The sequence below is a fragment of the Pseudomonas sp. 1121_17 genome (assembly GCF_052850745.1).
On sequence record NZ_VXCX01000001.1, the window covers coordinates 853,552 to 872,652 of the forward strand.

Consider the following 19,101-nt stretch of genomic DNA (forward strand, 5'->3'; position numbering starts at 1 on the left):
CCGGAGAAAACATGCGATACAACACCGGAAACCCAGTTGAGCCGGACGGTTCCAGCAGCCCGTTCGATCTTTTCGACAACGCTGGAAACATTGATAAGGCCGCGAACGGTGAAGCTGATACCTGGGTTGACAGGACGGGCGAGAACCGTAAGTCCATCCGGGGTATGGAGCGTGAGTTCGACCAATCTCAGCAACTGCGAGACCAGGAATTCACCGAAGACCAAGCGGATCGCTTAGCGCAATTCGACATCGCCCAGGCTGAAAAAGAATCTCAGTTTCAACAGTTTTTGGCATCTTCGGGGTATCAGCCACTTGGGGACTATGCCGCTGGCATCAACGTAACCACCCGCAACCAGATCATCAGGAAGGATGGTGAGTATTATCGGATTGCCGCCTCTGCATCGCTTCCATATACAACCACAGGAAACTGGGCGGTCGATTCTCCCAACTTCGTAAGCGTGGGGCATGCGGCGCTGCGGCAGCAACTGGCTTCGGCAGGAGGGAGCGGCCTCTCCGAGTATTCTGGAAGAACAGTGGAAGTTCGGCTTGAGGAAATTCCGACGCCAGTGGACAAACCATTTGGCGCTGCGGGGAATGCCACAACAAATGATTCATCATCGTTTGCTGCCTTTGAAGTAGTCCACAAGGGAAGAACTGTGGATCTTGGTGGGAAGACCTACCTGGTTAACTCTACGCCACGTGGCAACAATTACGTGAATGGTAAATTCAAAATCTTGGATGCAACTTTTCCTGCTGGCTTCTTCAATGAGTTCCTCGCGAGCGCGCCGAAGTTCAACTCCTATGGCGGGCAACTGCGAAGCCTCAAGGAGGCTCTTGGAAATCCCCTGGTTCAGTTTGTTGGTATCGCTGGAGTTGGAGATTCGATTCTGTGGGGACGCACGCTCCCTGACAACTCTTCCGTTACGCCCCAGACCCAGCTGTTGAACACCGCCAGGGACAATGCTTCCTCTCCAAGCTTCTGGAATAACCTCCGTCGATACATCGGCGGGCAGTACATGAAGGGGGCGGCGCTTACCCTGTCCAATTGGGCCGCGAGCCCGTCCGGGGAGTCGGTAGCCACCTACGTTAAGCCACTCACGATCTACCCTAAGGATGGCCCGTTCTCATTGACAGTGGTCGGCAGCACGCAGACCTCGGCTTCCGCCGCGAGGGCTACGAGCCCTACCGGATTCATGTACACCTTGAGTGATGGAGCCCCGGGCGGCGCTAACTACCAGTCCATCAAGTTCAACTTCACCGGGGACAAGTTCACGTTCATATTTCGAGCGACGAACACCGGTGACTTCATCAACTATCGATTGTTCGTAAACGGTGTCGATCAAGGTTCCTTCTCGACTCAGGACGGGGTAGATGGGGTGGTTTCGGGCGACAACAACCGACGGCTGCATAGCTTCGGCTACGTCCGCAATAAGGTCATTGAAATTCGGACCGACAGCACTGGCATGACAGGCGTTCGTCGGCTCTACATTGAAGGGATTGAGATCCCGAAGACGGTTCGCTTTACGAACCAAGGTGTTATTGGGCAAACGGCGAGGACGTACGACCTCTACAACTTGTCGGGTAGCTACTCCAGTCCGACAGCGGTGACGGCCTACGATCAATTTATCTTCTGCCAGTTCGGCACCAATGATCGGGGTGATACCAGCGTACCACCTGGAGGGGCTGAGTTCGAAAGGTCAATGCAAGCCATAATCACTCGCCTCACCGCGCTGGGAGAGGTGATTCTGATGTGCGCAGGTCCGGTGGCAGACAGCACAGAGCCGCCAGCCCCAGCGTATATGACGATGCGTGATGTTCGTGGCGTGCTGAGCAAGGTAGCCAAGTCAAACAGCCTAGCGTTCATCGACAATCTTGCTGCATTCGATACGGTGGATCCATCGGTGATCCTCGATGGGACCACTCACCCTAATGCGCTGGGTCATGCGGTAATGTCCAGGAACATCATCAACGCCCTTGAATCGCAGTAGGTAGCGTTAGGGTAGTTATGGTCGGGTATAATGGCGTTTTGCACCATGCGGGCCCTTCAATCGATGCGAAAGATTGCCATCATATTGCTCCTAGCTGCGCTCGTTTCCGGCTGTGGAGACTCGAGTTCCAGCGGCGCGAACCATCCCAGTTTCTCGCCATATGGCGGGCAGCTTTCAAAGCTGAAGTCATCTCTCCAGGACCCGCTAGTTCAGTTTGTTGGCGTGGTCGGAGTTGGTGACTCCATCATGTGGGGGAGAACGCTCCCCGGGAACGCGCCTGTTAGTCCGAGAACACCTCGACTCGACACGCCGAGGGATTGGTCGGCAACACCGAGCTTTTGGAACAAGTTCAGGGCATATGTTGGAGAGACGTACATGCCAGGAGCGGACCCAGTAGTTAGCAACTGGCAGGCTTCGCCATCGGGAGAGTCCACCGTCACCTACACTAGGACCATTCAGGTTTTCCCTGAAGGTGGTGCATTCCAGGTGAATTCTACCGGGTCCGGCCATTCGGTCAGCGTGTCTGACCGAGATGACAGCGTGACGGGTAAGACCTATACGCTAACTGATTTGTCCGGGGAAGGTTCTGGCCCTCAGTCAATACGCTTCAAGTTCACCGGGGAGCAGTTTTCAGTGCTCTACCGTCGAGCCTCCGCCATTGCGTTCAACAATTATGATCTTTTGGTCGATGGCCGACTGATTGGGACATTCAGCACCAGAGCTACTGGTAGAGCCGCTCCAGGGACTGTTGCGCGGCGCACCCATGCTTTTGATTATGTCCGAGACAAAGAGGTGGAAATTCGCACCAATTCGAAGGGCTTAGCGGGTAGAAGATCCCTGGAAATTGACGGGCTGGAGATACCCAAAACTGTGCGATTTACAAATCAGGGCGTTATCGGGCAGACCGCTAGGACTTACAATCTGTATAACCTTTCCGGCCGCTACGGCCCATCGGCCATAACCGAGCGAGACCAATTCATAATTGCACAGTTCGGTACCAACGACCGGGGCGAAAAGGCGGCTTCGCCGGACGGCTCCAGATTCCATGCTTCACTTCAGAGCTTGGTGGATGAGCTCAAGCCTCGCGGGAACGTAATCCTCATGTCTGCCGGCCCGGTTTTGGAAGGATCGAAGGCAGACGCCATGGCGGTAATGACCATGAAGGTTGTTCGCGGAATGGTCGACCAGGTTGCCAAGGCGAACCAGGTCGACTTCATCGACAACCTGTCTCCATTCGATGAAGTCGAAACTGCTTCAGTGATCGACGGATTTGCACACCCCAATGAGGCAGGGCACTCCATCATGGCGAAAAACATTATCGACGCGATTGAGTCCATCTGAAAGATATGACCAAACAAAGACCCGCTTAGTGCGGGTTTTTTACGTCTGGAGAAACCGAATGCCCATCACCGAGCAGCAGCTGCTGCAGGTTCTGCCCAAGGCCCGCACTGTCGCGGGCATTTTTTTGCCTGCGCTCAACCGCGCCATGCTGCGCTGGAAGATCGACAGCCGGCTGCGTGCCGCCGCCTTCCTGGCGCAGATCGGCCACGAGTCCGGGCAACTGCGCGTGCTGGTGGAAAACCTGAACTACAGTGCCGACGCACTGGTGCGAACTTGGCCCAGTCGGTTCACCGCTGACACCGCACCGGCATACGCCCGTCAGCCGGAGAAGATCGCCAACCGCGTCTACAGCGGCCGCATGGGTAATGGCCCAGAGTCGTCGGGCGATGGCTGGCGGTACCGCGGGCGCGGCCTGATTCAGCTGACCGGGCGCGACAACTACCGTGCCGCCGGCGCCGCGCTGGGGCTGCCACTGGAGGAACAGCCGGAACTGCTCGAGCAGGCCGATCACGCGGCCCAGTCCGCTGCGTGGTGGTGGGCGACGCACGGCCTCAACGAGCTGGCCGACGCCGGCCGCATTCAGGATATCGGCAGCATCATCAACACAGGCAAGCCTGGGCGCGTGCCGCATGGCGCGGCTGAGCGCAAGGCGCTGTACGACATTGCCGTGCGGGTGATGGCATGAATGCTTGGGCGCTGCGCCTCGCCGGGGCCGGCCTGCTGATCCTGCTGGGCATGGCCGTGGGTGCCTGGGCAGCAACTCACCACTTCCGCCCGCTGCTGGATGACCAGCAGGACAAGACCGCCCAGTGCACTGCCGCACGCGACAACTTGGCCGGGCTGGCCACGGAGCAGGGCAAGGCCATTGGCGACCTGATGCTTGCCGCCGCCAACCGCCAGGCTGCCGCCGAGCAAGCCGTGGGCGCGGCCAAGGCCAGCGCCGACACCGACTACGCCGCGGCGAACCGCCTGCAGCAGGAGCGGACCGGGGGTGACCAGTGCACAGCAGCAACTTCGATCATCGACAAGGAGCTTGGCCTATGACCATTGCAGTCAAATTCCTGCACGGGGTGGGGGTGCTCGCAGTCGCTTGCGTGCTGGCCGGCTGCGCGGGGCGGTCTGAGCCTGAAACCCAGTACGTCCGTGTCGAGGTTCCGGTGCAGGTGCCGTGCCGTGCGCCGCAGGTTGCCGTGCCGCCGTGGGCAGCTGACGGCCTGCGCAAGGGCGACATCCTGGAGGTGAAGGTTCGAGCCCTGCTGGCGGAGCGGCGGCAGCGCATCGGTTACGAGAAGCAGCTGGTAGCCGGCATTAGCGCTTGCCGGTAGGCTGGGGCGCGGGCGGGATAATTTCGCCTCGCCCAGCTGAGGGATGATCCGTGAGCAAGGAACCAAGCGGCGTGCTGATGCCTGACCACGAGATGTACTTGCAGGTCACGGCCGCGCTGAAGCGGTATCACGAGGCAAAGGACATGGGCGCTCCAGCCCATGAGGTAGAGCGGCTGCGGCAAATCTACGATGCCCATGCCCAGGCGGTTACTGACTACCAGCTCAAAGCACTGAGCGGCAAGGGCACGCCCGCGCATTGATCGTTGCCCGCCAGGCGGTGATTGCAGGCGGCGTTGCCCGGCTTTACGATACTGTATCCATATACAGTATTGGGCCAAGCATGACAGCCGCCAACCCATTCGAATACGCCGAAGACCTGCAGGCCACGTCCCTCGACGAACTGCTGCAGGTGCACGCGCCCAATGTATACCTGGTCAAGATCGACGGCGACAGCATGGAGGGTGCCGGGATCTTCGACAAGGACGTGGTGATCGTCGACAAGGCGATCGATGCGCGGGCCGGACACATCGTCATCGCGGCAGTCAACGGCGAGCCGGTCTGCAAGCGGCTTGACTACGTTGGCCGGCAGATCGTGCTGCGCTCGGATAATCCCCGGTATGCGCCGCGGTTCATCATGGAGGGAGACGAGTTCTCCGTCTGGGGCGTGGTCACCTACAGCCTGCGCAGCCATGGGCCGATGTCATGTATTTCCTGATCGTCCGGCGGCGCAAGCTGGGCGTGGCCATCCCGACTGATCAGCTGGGGAAGATCCAGGCCCTGAAGGCAGACATTCACATCGGCGATCACCACAGCGCGCCGCTGGGCAGGGTGTCGACGCAGGCCTGGGTGTTCACTCATTCGCCCGGCGCCGATGTCATCCCGCGGCTACACGATGCGAAGGTTAATGGCATGGCCCAGCTCGGCATCAACATCAATGGCGTGGAGGAAGTCGACGGCGTGCTTTATGCGCAGTCGTGGTGGTGTCGGACGGTGTAGCCATATAAAGGAAGGGTAGGCCGGCAGAACGCCGCAGGCAGGCTGGCAGAGGCCAGTGACTTTTGAAGTGACTTTGCTGGGATTCATCCGGACGCGTTGAGCCTCGTTGCAGCGAAAGCAGGGCCGGAAATCCATTGTAATCAAGCCGTTACCGAGGCTTGTCATGCATGGGGTGCAAGGGGTCGAGTGTTCGAATCACTCCGTCCCGACCAAATAATCCCAATGACTTAGCCACCTCAGGGTGGCTTTTTCATTTCTGCGTGTTGGGACTTTTTCGGGGATCATCCAAATTTCCCTTTTCAAGATCGTCAGCACCGGCCCACGCGAGTCGGTAGTTGATACCATGTTCGCAGCCTCAATCAGCTTGCCCAGCTCAGCGTCGGAGTAATGACTGGTGATGCTGCCGTTCTTGTGCCCGAGCAGTGACTTTTGATCCTCTTCAGTTACACCTGCGGCGCGCAGAGTTTTTTTCAGCTTTCGCCGGAGCCAGTCCACCGTTGCATTGATGGGGTCGGATCCAGTTGTAGTGGTTCATCAGGTATTGGCTAATGTCTCGTTGAGCTTGCTGCCCGGTCATGTAACCCGTGGTCGGTATCCACTCTGACTCCAAGCTACGGAAACTCGCTCCATCGGCGCATTATCCCAGCGATTTCCTCGGCGGCTCATGCTCTGGCGCATGCGATAGCGCCACAGCTTTTGGCGAAACTCACGGCTGCCATATTGCGATCACTGGTCGTAAGCGTCTGCCGAACACATCTTGCACCAGCCAGTTCTAATGCGGGGTCAGCATATGAGCGAAGGTCAGTGCGCTGTGAACCAGCTGGGGTGCACAGGAAAATCTTCCTTCAGCCAATCCACAAATGCGTCGACCTGAGGCGCAAGATGCGTTCTGCTTGGATAAAGCACGGATACTAGGCGAGGCTTTGGACGAAACGCCCTGAGCACTTCAACCAGTTCTCCGCTTGCGAGGAATGTCTCAACGGCAATGCCAGGAGCTTGAACAATGCCGAAGCCTGCAACACCGCACTGAACGTAGGCATTCGACTCATTCACAGTGATTCCACCATGAGGCGTGTGTGGACGATCTTTGCCGTCTATCGAGAAGTGCCAAGGCAGCGGTCTGTTATTTTGACCGGAAAGGAAGTTTACACATTGGTGGTCTGCTAGATCTTGTAGGGTTATGGGAGCGCCGCAGGCTTGGAGATAACTTGGAGACGCACAGGTCACCATGATGGCGGTGCCGATTTCTCTGGCCACCATGCTTGAATCCGGGAGGTCACCAATTCGTAATACACAGTCGATGCCCTCGGCTACCAGGTCTACTGTACGGTCGGTCACGCCTAGCGCAAGCTCGATTTCGGGAAATGCCTCTGTAAATCTCCTAAGGCTTTCCATGAAGCTGCGCTGGGAAAATGCAGTTGGGATGTCAATTCGAAGCCGACCTCGCAGCGTCGATCCACTACGGTCGAACATGGAAGTGGTTTCTGCGATGGTTGCTAAAATCTCTTTGACGCGTTCGTAAAACCGCTCGCCCTCAGCGGTCAGTTTTACTTTACGCGTAGTGCGCTGGAACAGACGGACACCCAGCGAGGCTTCCAAATCCTGAATGGTGCGTGTGACGTGCGGGCGTCCGGCCTGCATTGCCTCAGCGACTTTGGTGAAGCTCCCCAACTCCGCTAGCTTGGCGAATACTTGCATCGACTGTAGAAGCTCCATACGTCTCTTCTCGGAAACCTGTTAACTGGGTGATTGTTGCTGATCAGGATAACAATCCTGTTCGTTTCTGCACATTTATCTATAGCCGGGAAACCTCAACAATGTCCTCAGCGTAAGGGAGGAGCTTTCCTCACCTGCACATTCAAAATTGTTGGAGACAAAGAATGAAAGCGTGGCTTCTGAAAGATTTCGGCTTGGATAATCTGGTACAGGGCGAAACGGAAACCCCCGTGCCCCAAGCGGGTGAACTGCTGGTTAAAGTCGGCGCTGTATCACTCAATTTCCGGGACAAGGCGATCGTTGACGGCATCTATGAACCTCACCTGGTGCCCAAGCCACTGATCCCCGTCAGCGATGCGGCGGGGACTGTCGTGGCAGTTGGTGATGGTGTCAGCCGCTTCGCTATCGGAGACCGGGTCAACTCACACCTCTACTCACGTTGGTTGGACGGCATGCCTGGGCCGGATGAGCCTAACTACTGCTTTGGATCGCCATTGCCTGGTGGTCTGGCGGAATACATGATCATCCATGAAGACAGCGCGGTAGGTGCCCCCGACAACATGTCAGATGAGGAAGCAGCGACCCTTCCAATTGCTGCTCTGACGGCGTGGTATGCGCTCGTCGATTATGGCCAGATCGAAACCGGCCAAACCGTTTTGGTTCAGGGATCTGGAGGTGTTTCTGTTTTTGCAGCACAAATTGCTACGGCTTTGGGAGCCAAGGTTATCGTCACCTCCAGCCGTGATGACAATCTGGAAGCTGTAAAAAAACTGGGCGCTGTTGCTGGTGTGAATTACCGCACTACCCCTGAATGGGCAGAGGAAGTTATGAAGCTCACTGACGGCAAGGGAGTGGATCTGCTGCTGGATGTAGCAGGCGGTGACGGCCTCAATCAATCGATTGCTGCAACAAAGGTAGGTGGACGTATCGCACAGATCGGCTTTCTGACAGGCCAAACCTCTACCCTGAACCTGATGCCTATGATTTTCCGACAAACAACGATTCGCGGCATAGCCGTTGCTCCACGTTCGTCATTTGATCGAATGAACGAATTCTTGAATGAGCACAAGATTCGCCCGGTAATCGACCACGTGTATCCATTCGATCAAGCACGCGAAGCGTACGAACATTTGGCCAGAGGCGCCTTTGGTAAGGTAGTAATCAAAATCGAGTAGGATCTGGTCACCAGTCCGGGGGTTAGTAGACCACTACAAAGGCTTCCTCGCTGAGAGAGCTCAGGTGGTAACGCTGTATGTGGCTTCCTCCTATAGCCTCAATAGTGGAAGCATTAAACGGATCAGGTATCCCTAGCAATTCTCAATTGTGATGGGCTGCATTCTGTTCAGATGCGTATCCCGCCATAGCTACTTGGGCATGTAGTTGCGCTGCCAGCGACGTGGGATGGCTAGCGATGACGCGGCGAGTGCAAACACCAGTAGCCCGTTGATCACAAAGGCTGTGATACCAAGATACCCTTGCAGCAGGGCACCGACGATTGCTCCCAGCAGCATGCCAACCCAAGGCACAAGCTGCACCCTCCAGCCTGGCTTGCGCTCACCCATCAACCACCGGCCAAGCCCGCGGCCGAAGCGTGACAGGGCGCCGGTGACGTAAGTCAGCCCGATCGGCAAACCATTTACTTCCTCGACCACGGCATTGATCATGCCCATGGCTATGACAGTGCACACCAGTGAGAAAAGTGCTATCGAGATCAAGCCCGCCAGGCAGAGCAGGGCGCCTACGCAGAGCAGCAATGGCCAGGAGCGGCGGCCGACCAGGCGCGTGACGATCACGCCGATGGCATTGCCAGCGATGAACGCGCCGATCAGAGTGCTGATGGTGAGGATGGAGCTGTAGTCCCGCTCACCAATTGAAACGGCAAGGCGGGTGGTATTGCCGCTCATGAAGGATACGAAATCACCTGTTGCGGTGAACCCGACTGCGTCAGTCATGCCGGCGAGGAAGGAGAGTGCTGCGACCATGCACAGCCCAACTTTGCCACGCAGTCGCGCTATGCGTCTTCCGCGTGCTGTATAGAATGCTGAGTCAGGGAGCATCAGTGCCTCAGAGGCTTTTGGAAACAACGTATTACCGGACAATAAAACCTGTTTCAGGCCGCGTCAAATCATGTCCAAAGGCAGATTTTTCCGCTTGCCTGTAGTCCATTTCCCAAACATACTCCTAGCGCCTTTAACCTCAAGCAGGCCAATCTCAGCGCATCTAGCCTCATGCCGTCGCCGCAAATGCTGCGACCGGCTTTGATATCACGCGGTTTCCGTAGGAGCGGCCTTGTGTCGCGAAAGGGCTGCGCAGCGGCCCCAGTGGTCAGCTTCGCGACCAATATCGCCGGGCTCGCTACGCGAGCCTTTCGCGACACAAGGCCGCTCCTATAATGATTTGCCTGATGTCCAGACAATCTTCAGAAGTAAGTCGTCATCCCGACAAAGTACGCCCGACCCGGCACGTAAAAGCTGGTCGACTCATCCCGCGGGTCTTCATCGAGCAGGTTCTGCACGCCGGCATTGAGTGACAGCCAGTTGGTCGCCGCCCAGTTGGCGCTCAAGTCATAGGTGGTGTAAGACTTGACGAAGTCAGTGCCCAAACCGCGCTGCTTGCCAACATGCTGCGCCGACAGCTCGGTGCCGATGCGATCGCTGATTTGCCAATCGATGGCGCTGAACAGCGACAGTTTCGGCGCGCTGATCAGGTCGCGTCCGGTCGACAGGTTGCGGCTTTCGAGCATGTAGGTGGCGTTGGTGCGCCAGCTGGCGTTTTCCCACAGCGGGACTTTGCTACTGCCTTCCCAGCCGCGAGTGCGGGCTTTGTCGGCGTTCTCCAGCATGGTCCACCAGCGGCCCTGGAAGTTGCCCAGCGGGGCGTATTCGATCTTGTCCTTGAAGTCGGTGTGGAAGTAGGTGAGGCCTGCTTCCCAGCCGTCGTGGTCAAAGGACACGCCGATTTCTTTGTTGGTGCTGATTTCCGGGCGCAGGTTTGGATTGCCGGCCATCCAGCATTCGCCGGTGACGTATCCCAGCGGCCGCAGCGACGTGCAGCCGCGACCGCCGGAGTTGGTTGCCGCACCGGCGCTGCCTTCTTTCAGGCTTGGCGCACGGAAACCTCGCGACACACCGCCGCGAACTGTCCAGTCCGGGTGCGGGTGGTAGACAAGGTAGGCGCGCGGGCTGTTGTGGTTGCCATATTCGTCACTGTGGTCGAAGCGGTTGCCCAAGGTCAGCGAGAGGTTGTCGAGCAGGAACAGTTCGTCTTCGATGAACAGCGCCGAGTAGTCGCCCTCAAGTTCCGCACCGCTGACTGGCTTGCCCTGATAATCGACGGGGACGGTACCCAGCGTATCGGTGTTGGTCAGTTGCTCGCGCTTCCATTGGCCGCCAACGGTGAGGCGCTGGTTGATCAGCAGATCGAACGGGATGTTGAGGCTGCCTTCGACGATCTTTTCCTCGGAGCTGGCCTTGCCCCAGCTGATGTCGTTCTTGAATTTGTTCAGGTAGGCGTCGATGCGCGAGGTGCCAAAGCCCCAGTCCGCGTTGTGCGAGATGATGAAGCTATCTCGGGTCAGGCGCGCAGCACCAAAGCCTTCACCAATGGTTTCGTCCCAGTCGCCGAAGGTTTTTTTCGATGACCAGGAGCGCTCCACGCCCTGGGTGGCTTCGAACGACAGCTGATGGTTGTCGTTGACTTGCCAGTTGAGCAGGGCGTTTACGCTGTGGTCCTTGGCCCCGCCAGCGCCGTCGTTGTAGACGAAGTCGCCGAGGGTATCGACCCGCGGTTCGACTTCGTCGGCCGCCCGCCGGGTGAGGTTGGCGCCCAGGCGCAGGCCCAGCGATTCTGTGATCGGGCCAGACAGGTTGACGCTGGTCTGGTTGGTCTGGCCGCGGTCGGAGTCTTCCGGGATGGTCGTGTTGGCGTTGAGCGAGCCGCTCCACTCACGGGAGACCTTGCGGGTGATGATGTTGATAACGCCGCCCATGGCGTCCGAGCCGTACAGCGACGACATCGGCCCGCGCACGATCTCGATCCGCTCGATCATGTTCGGCGAGATCCAGTTGATGTCCTGGCGGCCCAGGTCGCGGCGGTAGTTGGTGTCGGCGGAGCTGCCGATGCGTTTGCCGTCCACCAGAATCAGCGTGTACTTGTCGTCCAGGCCGCGCAGCTTGATCTTCGATTGCTCGCCCACCGGGCCAAAGCCGCCGGTCACGCCGGGGATACGCCGCAGCAGGGTGTTGAGGTCGTACACCGGCTGGCGCTCGATCTCTTCGCGGGTGATGACACTGACGCTGGCCGGGGCATCGCGCACATCAGTGCCACCGCCGCTAGCGGTGACGAACGAAGCTTGCAGTTCAGTGGCAGGCAGCGGCTCTAGCTCGAGGGTTTCTTCGGCCTGAACAGGGCTTGCGGCGATCAGCGCCAGGGTGAGCAGGGCACGGCAGAACGGTGGGCGTGGCATCGTGGAACAGTCCTTGTCGATCGGTTGGATTCAAGAGGCAGAACGCAATCGGGGTCGGACGGTATCGCAAATGAGAACCATTTAAAAGTAATTACCCAATTTTGTTTACACAAAACTGACAAATACTTTACTAAGCGCGTTGCCGCTGCATGTTCGTCGAAGGCGGGATCGGGCCTTCACCCAGACGTGAAAAAGCCCACTCGGCAGTGGGCTTGGCGGGGATCGATTCAGGCTCAGGCAATCTTGGTCGCTTGCTAGCCTCTGCGGTTCCTACGCAGCCATTCGTCTGCGACATCACCCATCGTTGCTGGAGCACCGCTCTTGATCCAGGCCATGAACGGACGGTCGAACTTAAAGCCGTCACCGCATTCGGCGGTCAGGAACTGGCGGACCTTTTGGGTGTTACGGTATTGATCGTCCAAAGGAGTGGAACGACTGAAGGGGCCTGAATGCCAGTTGAAGCTCATGGGCCAGTCCTGCGACGACGATTTAGATTTGCAGAGTAGCATCGCCGGTTGATAGACGCGAGCAGCTACACGCCGTCCCCGGCCTGCGCCAGCATTCCCACTGCGCCATTGATCAGCGCGCGCACTCCATGGACCAGTGCTGCCTCCATCTCAAGCTTCTCGGCCTCCTGATCGACCCCTGGCAGCGGGTCCAGGCTGGTGGCCGAATACACCGTATCCGCGACTGCAAAACAATGAAACGCAACAGTCGCCAACAGCCAGCGTGCACTGTCTTGCGAGAGCACGTAAGCCTGGGCGATATGCGCCTGGTGTCCGATGTTGGCCAGCATCGACTCGGTCGCCACCGAGCGACGGATGATGTACTGGGCAGTCAGGCGTTGGCTGCGCAAGACAATCAGCAGCAGGAGCAGCAAGGCAGCGCTGCCGTGCTGCCCGCCATCCACATCGAAGGCACCGCACTGCAGGCAGCCCAACCGGAAATGTTCGAGCGGGCCAGCTGAAAATGCAGCTCGAGAAAAAATCTGCTGAAGCCGGCCTGCGCGCAACCTTCGAGACCTTCGGTATCGGTCATCAGCTGACGGTGAATGCCACCCATTATGATGACGAGCAAAAGGACTTTGGCCGCCGCTCGGTGCCGGGTGCCAATGTCACCACCAATATCTACCATCCGGTCTGGGGGGCGGCTGCCGACGAGTCCTGGCCGGCCGTGCAACATCTGGAAAATCGCCTGGCCAGCTACGGTGTCGCCGATACGTTGTCGGTGTTGGATGATCGGTTGCAGTTGACCGTCGGCGTGCGTCGTCAGCAGGTGCTGACTGACACCTTCAGCGTTGTCACCGGCGATCGCACTTCGCGTTACGACGAAAGCGCCACGACGCCCGCCGTCGCGTTGCTGGTCAAAGTAACGGATGACTTGTCGCTGTACGCCAACTACATCGAGGGGTTGAGCAAAGGCGCAGTCGCGCCGATCACCAGCGCCAATTCCGGCGAAGTGTTTGCCCCCTATAAATCCAAGCAGAAAGAAGTCGGCCTGAAGCTCGACCTGGGCAGCTTCACCCATACCTTGGCGCTGTACCAGATCGAACGCCCAGGCAGCTATACCGACCCGGTCAGCAACGTCTTCTCTTTTGGTGGCGAGCAGCGTAACCGCGGCCAGCTATCCCGTGACCTTGCGCGGCAGCGTGACCAACCTCACCAACAAGGCCTACTGGGGCATGCCGTAGACGTCCAGCCTTGGCCTTGGGGCTCCGCGCACTGTTCAGCTATCGGCGACCGTCGATTTCTGACTCAATACCGACTGGCTACCGCGGCGTGCTGGTGCGCCGCTATCCGGAGGGCAATGCAATGAAGTCGATCAGAGCTAATCAGCCATGGCGTGGCGAGCTGTGGCTGGGCACTGACTTCGCGTTATTCAAAGGCCTGACCGGCCACGCCAGCCCGCACCGGCATTACGCGCATCAGTGCCTAAGCGTGCTGCTGGCGGGCGAGCCCGGCCCGTGGCAATGGACCGAGTCGATGCAGGCTCATGCAGTCGAGGTGACCGATGCCGAGGTCTTGGCTGTCTATGCCGAGCCGTCTTCTTTCGAAATCGCCAGCCTGCGTGCCATCGCCGAAGCGGACCACAGTTCGCTGGCCGCGCTGGCGCGCACGGTTCAGTCTATTCGGCGGCAACCTTTGCCAGAGCGTTTGCAGGCGGTATTGCGGCAGATGGATGACCACCTGCTGGAGAAACTCAGTGCGCCAGAGCTTGCTCGTCATGTGCATACCTCAGTGAGTCACCTACAACGGCTGTTCGACAGCCAGCTGGGTGTTTCGATCAGGCGTATGGTGCTCTGGCGGCGACTGCGCCTGGCCTTGATGCTGGCCATGCAAGGCAGCTCGTTGACCGAGGCCGCTCACGCGGCAGGCTTTGCCGACTCTGCGCACCTGTCGCGAACACTGCGCAGCATGTTCGGCATCAGTGGCCGCCAGAACCTGCGTCACTTGCACCTGCGTCTGCTGCCTGCACACCACCCAGGTGGCACGGCAGGCGTGGCTCCGGGTGCTTGCTTGCCGGGCGCTTGAAGGGCTGGGCCAGCTGCTGCAGGTAGGCCTTCGGATAGTCGGGTTGTGAGCCAATCCCCAGGTCGCTAGACCGCAGCTCGCATCCGCTGCGAGTGAAAGCCGTGCCCAACAATAGATCCCAGAAACTGAAAAACAGCGCGAAGTTGACGTCACCTGCGCGGCCGTACTTGATGTGGTGATAGCGATGCACCGGTGCCCAGGCGAACAGTCGATCCAGGTAGCCGACACGGATGTCGACATTGCTGTGCTGCAGCAGCAACTGGATAGCGATTGCGAACGCCAACAGCCCTGCAACGTTTTCTGGCAAACCCAGCAGCAGCAACGGGCCGATCCCGGCCAGCGCCTCGAGCAACTGATGCAGCGGATGTTTCATCAAACCATTGAAACCATACAGCCGTTGCGGGCTGTGGTGCACGGCGTGCAGCCGCCACAGCCATCTGTTGCGGTGGCTGGCCCAGTGCATCAGCGTGATGCCCAGGTCGGCAAAGATGATCGTCACAATAACTTGTACGACGAACGGCCACTGCTCAGGCCATAGCCCCAGATCGGGCAGCCAGCGCGCGAACCAGGGCAGTGCCATCAGGCTCAGGCAATTGAGGCCCTCGTTGCACAGTGCATGCAGGCAATCCCTCAGGCTGTCGCCTTGGTTGCGGTTCCATTCGGCCTTGAATGGCAACCACCTTTCCATGCCGAACGAGACGATAATTGCCAGTACAAGCAGTGGTATCAATGCCCACAGCGGAACCTGGCGAGCAACCAGCCAGCAAGCCGTGGCGATAAAGCCGAACAGAAACAGCGGGGCGTAGGCAGTGCGCAGAAAACGGATCATGACAAGACTCCAGAACGAGGAGCCTCATGATCGGCAGTAGGCACGCCTGATACTTGAACAAAGCAATCATTTTGCGCTGGCCAGGGTGCTGCTTAATCTGAACTGCCCCGCAGGTGGGCTGCCCAATGTCCACACACTGAGGAAACTGCCATGACCGATCCAAAAGACGACAAGCAAGACAGCCAGGTGCCTGCTCATTCCACCGAAGAGGAGAAGGCTCGGCTCAAAGACAAGAACAAAGATGGGATTCCGCCCGGCGCCGAATGAAAACGCTGCTCGGCGCTAGTGCCCAATGAGTCTCCAGTTATCTCAATCCATCTGCAGATAATTGATCGAAATCGCCACCACCTCCGCCGCGGCATGCAGTAGCACCGGCACCAGCAAACCGCCGCTGGCTACCCGTGCGATGGCGAGGATCAAACCGACGGCAACCAGCGTTACCAAGGTGATCAGGTTGTCGTACTGGTTGTGCAGCGCAGCAAACACCAGCGTGCTGATCACGATCGCTGTCCACTGCCAGAAGCGGCCACTGTCCAGCGCAAATACGCGCATCACGTAGTGCCTGAACAGCAGCTCTTCGGCGACCGGCGGGAACAGCACCAGAGTCAGGCAGAGCAGGGCGATCTGGGCCGGGCCAAGGCCGTCATAGAAGTGCACCATGAAGCTTTCGCGAGGTATCTGCAAAAGGTGCATCAGCAGCGCGCACAGCGTGTAGGCACCGACCATGGCGATCAGACCGCACAGCAACGGGCGCCGCCAGCGCTGGCCGAGGATCACCTGCCTGAGGCCTTGCTTGCGGTACTGCAAACACAGCAGCACCAACAGGCCGATCGCGGCGTAGCCTACCGAGTTGATCAGCTTCTGGCTGGTGAGCGGCGCGGACGGGTCTGGCAGGACCACCAGCACACTTGCGGCAAAGTAGATGATGAGCGCCAGCGCCAGCATGCCAAGACGCTTGAAGACGTTATAGCGTGACGGCGCAGGGGCTACCGCTGAGGGCAGGGATGATGCTGAGGTTTGCACGGGGACGTTCCTTGTTTGAGCAATTCGGCGGGCATCTTGCCGTTGTCGCTATCGTCTGACAATCGACGATCGTAGATAAACAATATTTACCCTTGGCGGCGCCAGCGTGGCTAATACTCAGGCCCCGGAAACCAGCTTGCTGACCCTGGTGGTCTGCTGGTTCCAGATCATCTCGTAATGGCTGGACAGCACAACGCTCGTTTCCCAACTTCCCATAGCAATGTGCCTGAATGGTGCAGAGTTGCCTCGGGATGAGTCATAAAGCACACGCCTGAGGCCGTCATGTTGAATAAAGTGTGCTGACTGCACAGTGATCATTGTTGCAGACGCACGCTTTTTGCGAGATCAGCGGCCCCTTCGAAGCGGCCCGCATATTGCTCTAGCTGCTCCATCCATAACCCGGAGCAGCATCGATGAGCGCCCCTAGCGAATTCCCGTTATCCGAAGCCCCGCAGTCAGCCCGCAAGGGCCTGCTGCCAATCGCCATGGTTTTGTTCAGTTTCACCTTCTTCACCGGCACCATGTTCGCCGGCGGCAAGCTGGGCATGGCGTTCAATTTCGTCGACATGCTGTGGATCGCCACCATCGGCAACTCACTGCTGGCGTTGTACGCCGCCAGCCTAGCGTTCATCGCCTCGCGCAGCGGGCTGAACACGGTATTGATGGGGCGCTTTTGTTTTGGCGAGGCGGGCAGCCGGCTATCTGACTTCCTGCTGGGCTTCGCCGAGCTGGGCTGGTACGCCTGGGGCACCGCGACGGTGGCGATCGTGCTGGTGAAGATCCTGGGCCTGGCCGAGGGCTTCACTGTGCCGCTGATGGTGCTGTTCGGTCTTGGTTTCAGCATTACCGCGATCATTGGTTTCAAGGGCCTGGACCTGCTGTCGCGGGTGTCGGTGCCGTTGATGTTCGTGCTGTTGCTGGTATCGATGTACATCGCTACCGGCGACGCCGGTGGCTTTGCTGGCCTGGCTGCGGTAGTGCCGCATGAGGCGATGACATTTTCGGCGGCGGTGACCATGGTCTTCGGCACCTTCGCCAGCGGTGCGACTCAAGCCACCAACTGGACGCGCCTGTCGCGCAGCGGGCGGGTCGCGGTAACCGCCAGTGTGGTCAGTTTTCTGCTCGGCAATGGCTTGATGGTGGTGGCGGGAGCATGGTGCGCGATGGTCTATCAGCAGGCCGATATCGTCGAGGTGATGATCCTGCAGGGCTTGTCGTTCGCTGCAGTGATCATGCTCTGCCTGAACCTGTGGACCATCCAGGGGCCGACCATCTACAACGTCTCGGCAGCGGCCTGCCATCTCTTGCGCAGCGAACGCCGGCGCACGGCAACTCTGGTCGCGGCGGGGCTGGGCATCCTTCTGGCGATTGGCGGCATGTACGAGCTGCTGATCCCGTTTCTGGTGCTGCTGGGTTCGATCATTCCGCCGGTCGGCGGGGTGATCATGGCTGATTTCTGGTACCGCCACCGCGGCAAGTACCCGGCGCTGGCCTCGGTTCAGTTGCCACGCTACAACCTCAAAGGGCTAACTGCCTACGCCATCGGTGCGCTGTTGGCCTACTGCTCGCCGTGGGTCGCGCCGTTGGTGGGGATCGGTGCTTCGGCTCTGTGCTACATCGTTCTGCTCGAGCTTGGCGGTCGGCGCCGGGAGCTGGCGCAGGTCGAGCCGTGAGCCTGGCATTGGAAGAAATTCTGCGCCTGCCCGGGCTCGCACAGATGACCGTGCGCGCTGGCCAACGCAACCTGCAGCGGCGGGTGCGCTGGCCCTATGTGGCCGAGAACGAGGGTATTGCCGAATGGGTGATGGGCGGTGAATTGGTGTTCGTGACGGGCATCAATCACCCGCGCGGCGAGGCCAATCTGCTGAGCCTGGTCGAGGATGGCGACGCGGTGGGCGTCGCCGGTCTGGTGATCCTCACTGGCGGCAGCTTCATTCAGCAGATTCCGCCGAAGGTGATCGAACGCGCCGAGCAACTGGGCCTGAGCTTGATCGAGCAGCCCTACGCGCTGAAGATGGTGGTGGTGACCCATTTGATCGGTACGGCGTTGGTGCAGATGGCGCAAGCGCGCCGCTCGCGGGATGACATCATCGGGCAATTGCTGACCGGCGATTATCCAAGCCTGGCCATCGCCCGGCAACGCGCCGCGCACTTGCAGCTGGCGCTGGACGAGCCGCGGCGGCTGGTGGCGCTGCGGCTGGCAGGCGATGAGGTATTCGAACACCATGCTCCGGAGCAAGCCGAGCGCCTCTGGCAGGCCAGCCAGCAAGCGCTGGAAGACTGCCTGCAAGCATGGTGTCGCACCCTGCCGGGCGCTGTCACGGCACAGTTGCCGGGCGATCTGTTCGTGCTATTGCTGCCTGACGTGCCGAACCTGCGCGGTGCGTTGGCGCAGTTGCATCAGCAGTTGCGGGTTATTGCCGGTGACGCCGGGGTATATCTGGGCATGTCCTGCCTGGCCGAGGACTGCGCGCACTATCGCCAGGCACTCAACGAAGCCCGTCAGGCGCTCGACGTCGCCCAGCACCTGCGCCCGGCCAGCGGCTTGTGCGACTTCAGCGAGCTGGGCGTGCTGCGCCTGTTGCAGGGGATCAGCGACCGCGGCCTGATCGACAGCTTCGTCAGCCAGACCCTCGGTCGCCTGATCGAAACCGGGCGCAAGCATCCTTATGCGTTGTTGCACACACTCGATGCCCTGCTGGGCGCCAACGGTAACGCCTTGCAGGCCGCCGCGCGCTTGGGCCTGCACCGTAATACCATCAATCAACGCATGGGCAGAATCGAACAACTGAGCGGGCAATCACTCGATGATCCGCTTTTTCGTATGAATGCTGCGGTCGCTATGCTCATATGGCGCATGACCGCAGCCCAGGGCAAGGAGTAAAAC

Annotated in this window: 20 protein-coding genes and 2 pseudogenes; 13 read left to right on the forward strand and 9 right to left on the reverse strand. The window is 59.1% G+C overall.

What is annotated here, in order from left to right; translation table 11 throughout:
- The first annotated feature begins 11 nt into the window (after positions 1 to 11).
- From FW789_RS04310 to FW789_RS04345, 8 genes are all read left to right on the forward strand, one after another.
- Positions 12 to 1,988, forward strand: coding sequence for an SGNH/GDSL hydrolase family protein (locus FW789_RS04310; RefSeq protein WP_446431016.1), 1,977 nt, complete (start codon positions 12 to 14; stop codon positions 1,986 to 1,988).
- 375 nt (positions 1,989 to 2,363) lie between these two features.
- Positions 2,364 to 3,329 carry a GDSL-type esterase/lipase family protein gene (locus FW789_RS04315; protein ID WP_446431017.1) on the forward strand — a complete coding sequence of 322 codons (966 nt, stop codon included), beginning with the start codon at positions 2,364 to 2,366 and terminating at the stop codon, positions 3,327 to 3,329.
- 58 nt (positions 3,330 to 3,387) lie between these two features.
- Entirely contained in the window at positions 3,388 to 4,014 is a 627-nt protein-coding gene (locus FW789_RS04320) for a glycoside hydrolase family 19 protein (RefSeq protein ID WP_446431018.1), read from the forward strand.
- Positions 4,011 to 4,373, forward strand: a complete 363-nt coding sequence (locus FW789_RS04325) for a hypothetical protein (RefSeq protein ID WP_446431019.1) — start codon at positions 4,011 to 4,013, stop codon at positions 4,371 to 4,373. The genes FW789_RS04320 and FW789_RS04325 overlap by 4 nt, the downstream gene beginning before the upstream one ends.
- Positions 4,370 to 4,654, forward strand: coding sequence for a hypothetical protein (locus FW789_RS04330; RefSeq protein WP_446431020.1), 285 nt, complete (start codon positions 4,370 to 4,372; stop codon positions 4,652 to 4,654). Before FW789_RS04325 ends, FW789_RS04330 begins: the two co-directional genes overlap by 4 nt.
- Before the next feature lie 50 nt (positions 4,655 to 4,704).
- The gene (locus tag FW789_RS04335; protein ID WP_446431021.1) at positions 4,705 to 4,914 is read left to right on the forward strand and encodes a hypothetical protein; all 210 of its coding nucleotides are present in this window, start codon (positions 4,705 to 4,707) and stop codon (positions 4,912 to 4,914) included.
- 80 nt (positions 4,915 to 4,994) lie between these two features.
- On the forward strand, positions 4,995 to 5,369 hold the full coding sequence (locus FW789_RS04340) for a LexA family protein (RefSeq protein ID WP_446431022.1): 375 nt from the start codon (positions 4,995 to 4,997) through the stop codon (positions 5,367 to 5,369).
- Positions 5,357 to 5,650, forward strand: coding sequence for a hypothetical protein (locus FW789_RS04345; RefSeq protein ID WP_103437407.1), 294 nt, complete (start codon positions 5,357 to 5,359; stop codon positions 5,648 to 5,650). The genes FW789_RS04340 and FW789_RS04345 overlap by 13 nt, the downstream gene beginning before the upstream one ends.
- A 291-nt stretch (positions 5,651 to 5,941) precedes the next feature.
- Here FW789_RS04345 and FW789_RS04350 read toward each other — a convergent pair.
- From FW789_RS04350 to FW789_RS04360, 3 genes and pseudogenes are all read right to left on the reverse strand, one after another.
- Positions 5,942 to 6,115: pseudogene (locus FW789_RS04350) on the reverse strand (tyrosine-type recombinase/integrase); the annotation flags it as partial.
- A pseudogene (locus tag FW789_RS04355) lies at positions 6,090 to 6,376 on the reverse strand (integrase core domain-containing protein); the annotation flags it as partial. The pseudogenes FW789_RS04355 and FW789_RS04350, both read right to left, overlap by 26 nt.
- Positions 6,377 to 6,451: 75 nt before the next feature.
- Positions 6,452 to 7,348, reverse strand: a complete 897-nt coding sequence (locus FW789_RS04360) for a LysR substrate-binding domain-containing protein (protein WP_340610168.1) — start codon at positions 7,346 to 7,348, stop codon at positions 6,452 to 6,454.
- Positions 7,349 to 7,530: 182 nt separating this feature from the next.
- On the opposite strand from FW789_RS04360, the gene FW789_RS04365 reads away from it, so the two are divergent.
- Positions 7,531 to 8,541, forward strand: a complete 1,011-nt coding sequence (locus FW789_RS04365; protein WP_186699208.1) for a zinc-dependent alcohol dehydrogenase family protein — start codon at positions 7,531 to 7,533, stop codon at positions 8,539 to 8,541.
- A gap of 189 nt (positions 8,542 to 8,730) precedes the next feature.
- Here FW789_RS04365 and FW789_RS04370 read toward each other — a convergent pair whose 3' ends face one another.
- The 4 genes from FW789_RS04370 to FW789_RS04385 form a co-directional block, all read right to left on the reverse strand.
- Positions 8,731 to 9,423 (reverse strand): YoaK family protein, encoded by a 693-nt coding sequence (locus tag FW789_RS04370; RefSeq protein ID WP_186699321.1) that lies wholly within the window; start codon positions 9,421 to 9,423, stop codon positions 8,731 to 8,733.
- Positions 9,424 to 9,785: 362 nt separating this feature from the next.
- Complete coding sequence (locus FW789_RS04375; protein ID WP_186699210.1) at positions 9,786 to 11,831, reverse strand: TonB-dependent receptor domain-containing protein; 2,046 nt, start codon at positions 11,829 to 11,831, stop codon at positions 9,786 to 9,788.
- Between the two features lie 254 nt (positions 11,832 to 12,085).
- On the reverse strand, positions 12,086 to 12,298 hold the full coding sequence (locus tag FW789_RS04380) for a DUF6434 domain-containing protein (RefSeq protein ID WP_207073119.1): 213 nt from the start codon (positions 12,296 to 12,298) through the stop codon (positions 12,086 to 12,088).
- 65 nt (positions 12,299 to 12,363) lie between these two features.
- Positions 12,364 to 12,771 (reverse strand): hypothetical protein, encoded by a 408-nt coding sequence (locus FW789_RS04385; protein ID WP_446431023.1) that lies wholly within the window; start codon positions 12,769 to 12,771, stop codon positions 12,364 to 12,366.
- 29 nt (positions 12,772 to 12,800) lie between these two features.
- On the opposite strand from FW789_RS04385, the gene FW789_RS04390 reads away from it, so the two are divergent.
- Together FW789_RS04390 and FW789_RS04395 are read left to right on the forward strand one after the other, a co-directional pair.
- A complete protein-coding gene (locus FW789_RS04390; protein ID WP_258035119.1) occupies positions 12,801 to 13,646 on the forward strand; it encodes a TonB-dependent receptor domain-containing protein in 846 nt (281 codons plus the stop codon).
- Positions 13,643 to 14,362: a helix-turn-helix transcriptional regulator gene (locus FW789_RS04395; RefSeq protein ID WP_446431024.1), complete on the forward strand. Its 720-nt coding sequence runs from the start codon at positions 13,643 to 13,645 to the stop codon at positions 14,360 to 14,362. Before FW789_RS04390 ends, FW789_RS04395 begins: the two co-directional genes overlap by 4 nt.
- On the opposite strand, the gene FW789_RS04400 is transcribed toward FW789_RS04395, so the two are convergent.
- Entirely contained in the window at positions 14,256 to 15,191 is a 936-nt protein-coding gene (locus tag FW789_RS04400; RefSeq protein WP_446431025.1) for a sterol desaturase family protein, read from the reverse strand. The genes FW789_RS04395 and FW789_RS04400 overlap by 107 nt on opposite strands.
- A gap of 309 nt (positions 15,192 to 15,500) precedes the next feature.
- On the reverse strand, positions 15,501 to 16,214 hold the full coding sequence (locus tag FW789_RS04405; protein WP_446431026.1) for a CPBP family intramembrane glutamic endopeptidase: 714 nt from the start codon (positions 16,212 to 16,214) through the stop codon (positions 15,501 to 15,503).
- A 413-nt stretch (positions 16,215 to 16,627) separates the two neighbouring features.
- Here FW789_RS04405 and codB point away from each other — a divergent pair, with 413 nt between their 5' ends.
- Together codB and FW789_RS04415 are read left to right on the forward strand one after the other, a co-directional pair.
- Positions 16,628 to 17,887 (forward strand): cytosine permease, encoded by a 1,260-nt coding sequence (codB, locus tag FW789_RS04410; RefSeq protein ID WP_446431027.1) that lies wholly within the window; start codon positions 16,628 to 16,630, stop codon positions 17,885 to 17,887.
- A complete protein-coding gene (locus tag FW789_RS04415; RefSeq protein WP_446431028.1) occupies positions 17,884 to 19,098 on the forward strand; it encodes a PucR family transcriptional regulator in 1,215 nt (404 codons plus the stop codon). The genes codB and FW789_RS04415 overlap by 4 nt, the downstream gene beginning before the upstream one ends.
- The last annotated feature ends 3 nt before the right edge of the window (positions 19,099 to 19,101 follow it).

Bases quoted from the DNA above. Each gene is read 5' to 3' on its own strand.
- FW789_RS04310 (WP_446431016.1), top strand. From the start codon at position 12: ATGCGATACAACACCGGAAACCCAGTTGAGCCGGACGGTTCCAGCAGC.
- FW789_RS04330 (WP_446431020.1), top strand. From the start codon at position 4,370: ATGACCATTGCAGTCAAATTCCTGCACGGGGTGGGGGTGCTCGCAGTC.
- FW789_RS04365 (WP_186699208.1), top strand. From the start codon at position 7,531: ATGAAAGCGTGGCTTCTGAAAGATTTCGGCTTGGATAATCTGGTACAG.
- FW789_RS04395 (WP_446431024.1), top strand. From the start codon at position 13,643: ATGAAGTCGATCAGAGCTAATCAGCCATGGCGTGGCGAGCTGTGGCTG.
- FW789_RS04390 (WP_258035119.1), top strand. From the start codon at position 12,801: ATGCAGCTCGAGAAAAAATCTGCTGAAGCCGGCCTGCGCGCAACCTTC.
- FW789_RS04360 (WP_340610168.1), bottom strand. From the start codon at position 7,348: ATGCAAGTATTCGCCAAGCTAGCGGAGTTGGGGAGCTTCACCAAAGTC.
- FW789_RS04340 (WP_446431022.1), top strand. From the start codon at position 4,995: ATGACAGCCGCCAACCCATTCGAATACGCCGAAGACCTGCAGGCCACG.
- FW789_RS04375 (WP_186699210.1), bottom strand. From the start codon at position 11,831: ATGCCACGCCCACCGTTCTGCCGTGCCCTGCTCACCCTGGCGCTGATC.
- FW789_RS04380 (WP_207073119.1), bottom strand. From the start codon at position 12,298: ATGAGCTTCAACTGGCATTCAGGCCCCTTCAGTCGTTCCACTCCTTTG.
- codB (WP_446431027.1), top strand. From the start codon at position 16,628: ATGAGCGCCCCTAGCGAATTCCCGTTATCCGAAGCCCCGCAGTCAGCC.
- FW789_RS04315 (WP_446431017.1), top strand. From the start codon at position 2,364: ATGCCAGGAGCGGACCCAGTAGTTAGCAACTGGCAGGCTTCGCCATCG.
- FW789_RS04400 (WP_446431025.1), bottom strand. From the start codon at position 15,191: ATGATCCGTTTTCTGCGCACTGCCTACGCCCCGCTGTTTCTGTTCGGC.
- FW789_RS04345 (WP_103437407.1), top strand. From the start codon at position 5,357: ATGTATTTCCTGATCGTCCGGCGGCGCAAGCTGGGCGTGGCCATCCCG.
- FW789_RS04370 (WP_186699321.1), bottom strand. From the start codon at position 9,423: ATGCTCCCTGACTCAGCATTCTATACAGCACGCGGAAGACGCATAGCG.
- FW789_RS04320 (WP_446431018.1), top strand. From the start codon at position 3,388: ATGCCCATCACCGAGCAGCAGCTGCTGCAGGTTCTGCCCAAGGCCCGC.
- FW789_RS04325 (WP_446431019.1), top strand. From the start codon at position 4,011: ATGAATGCTTGGGCGCTGCGCCTCGCCGGGGCCGGCCTGCTGATCCTG.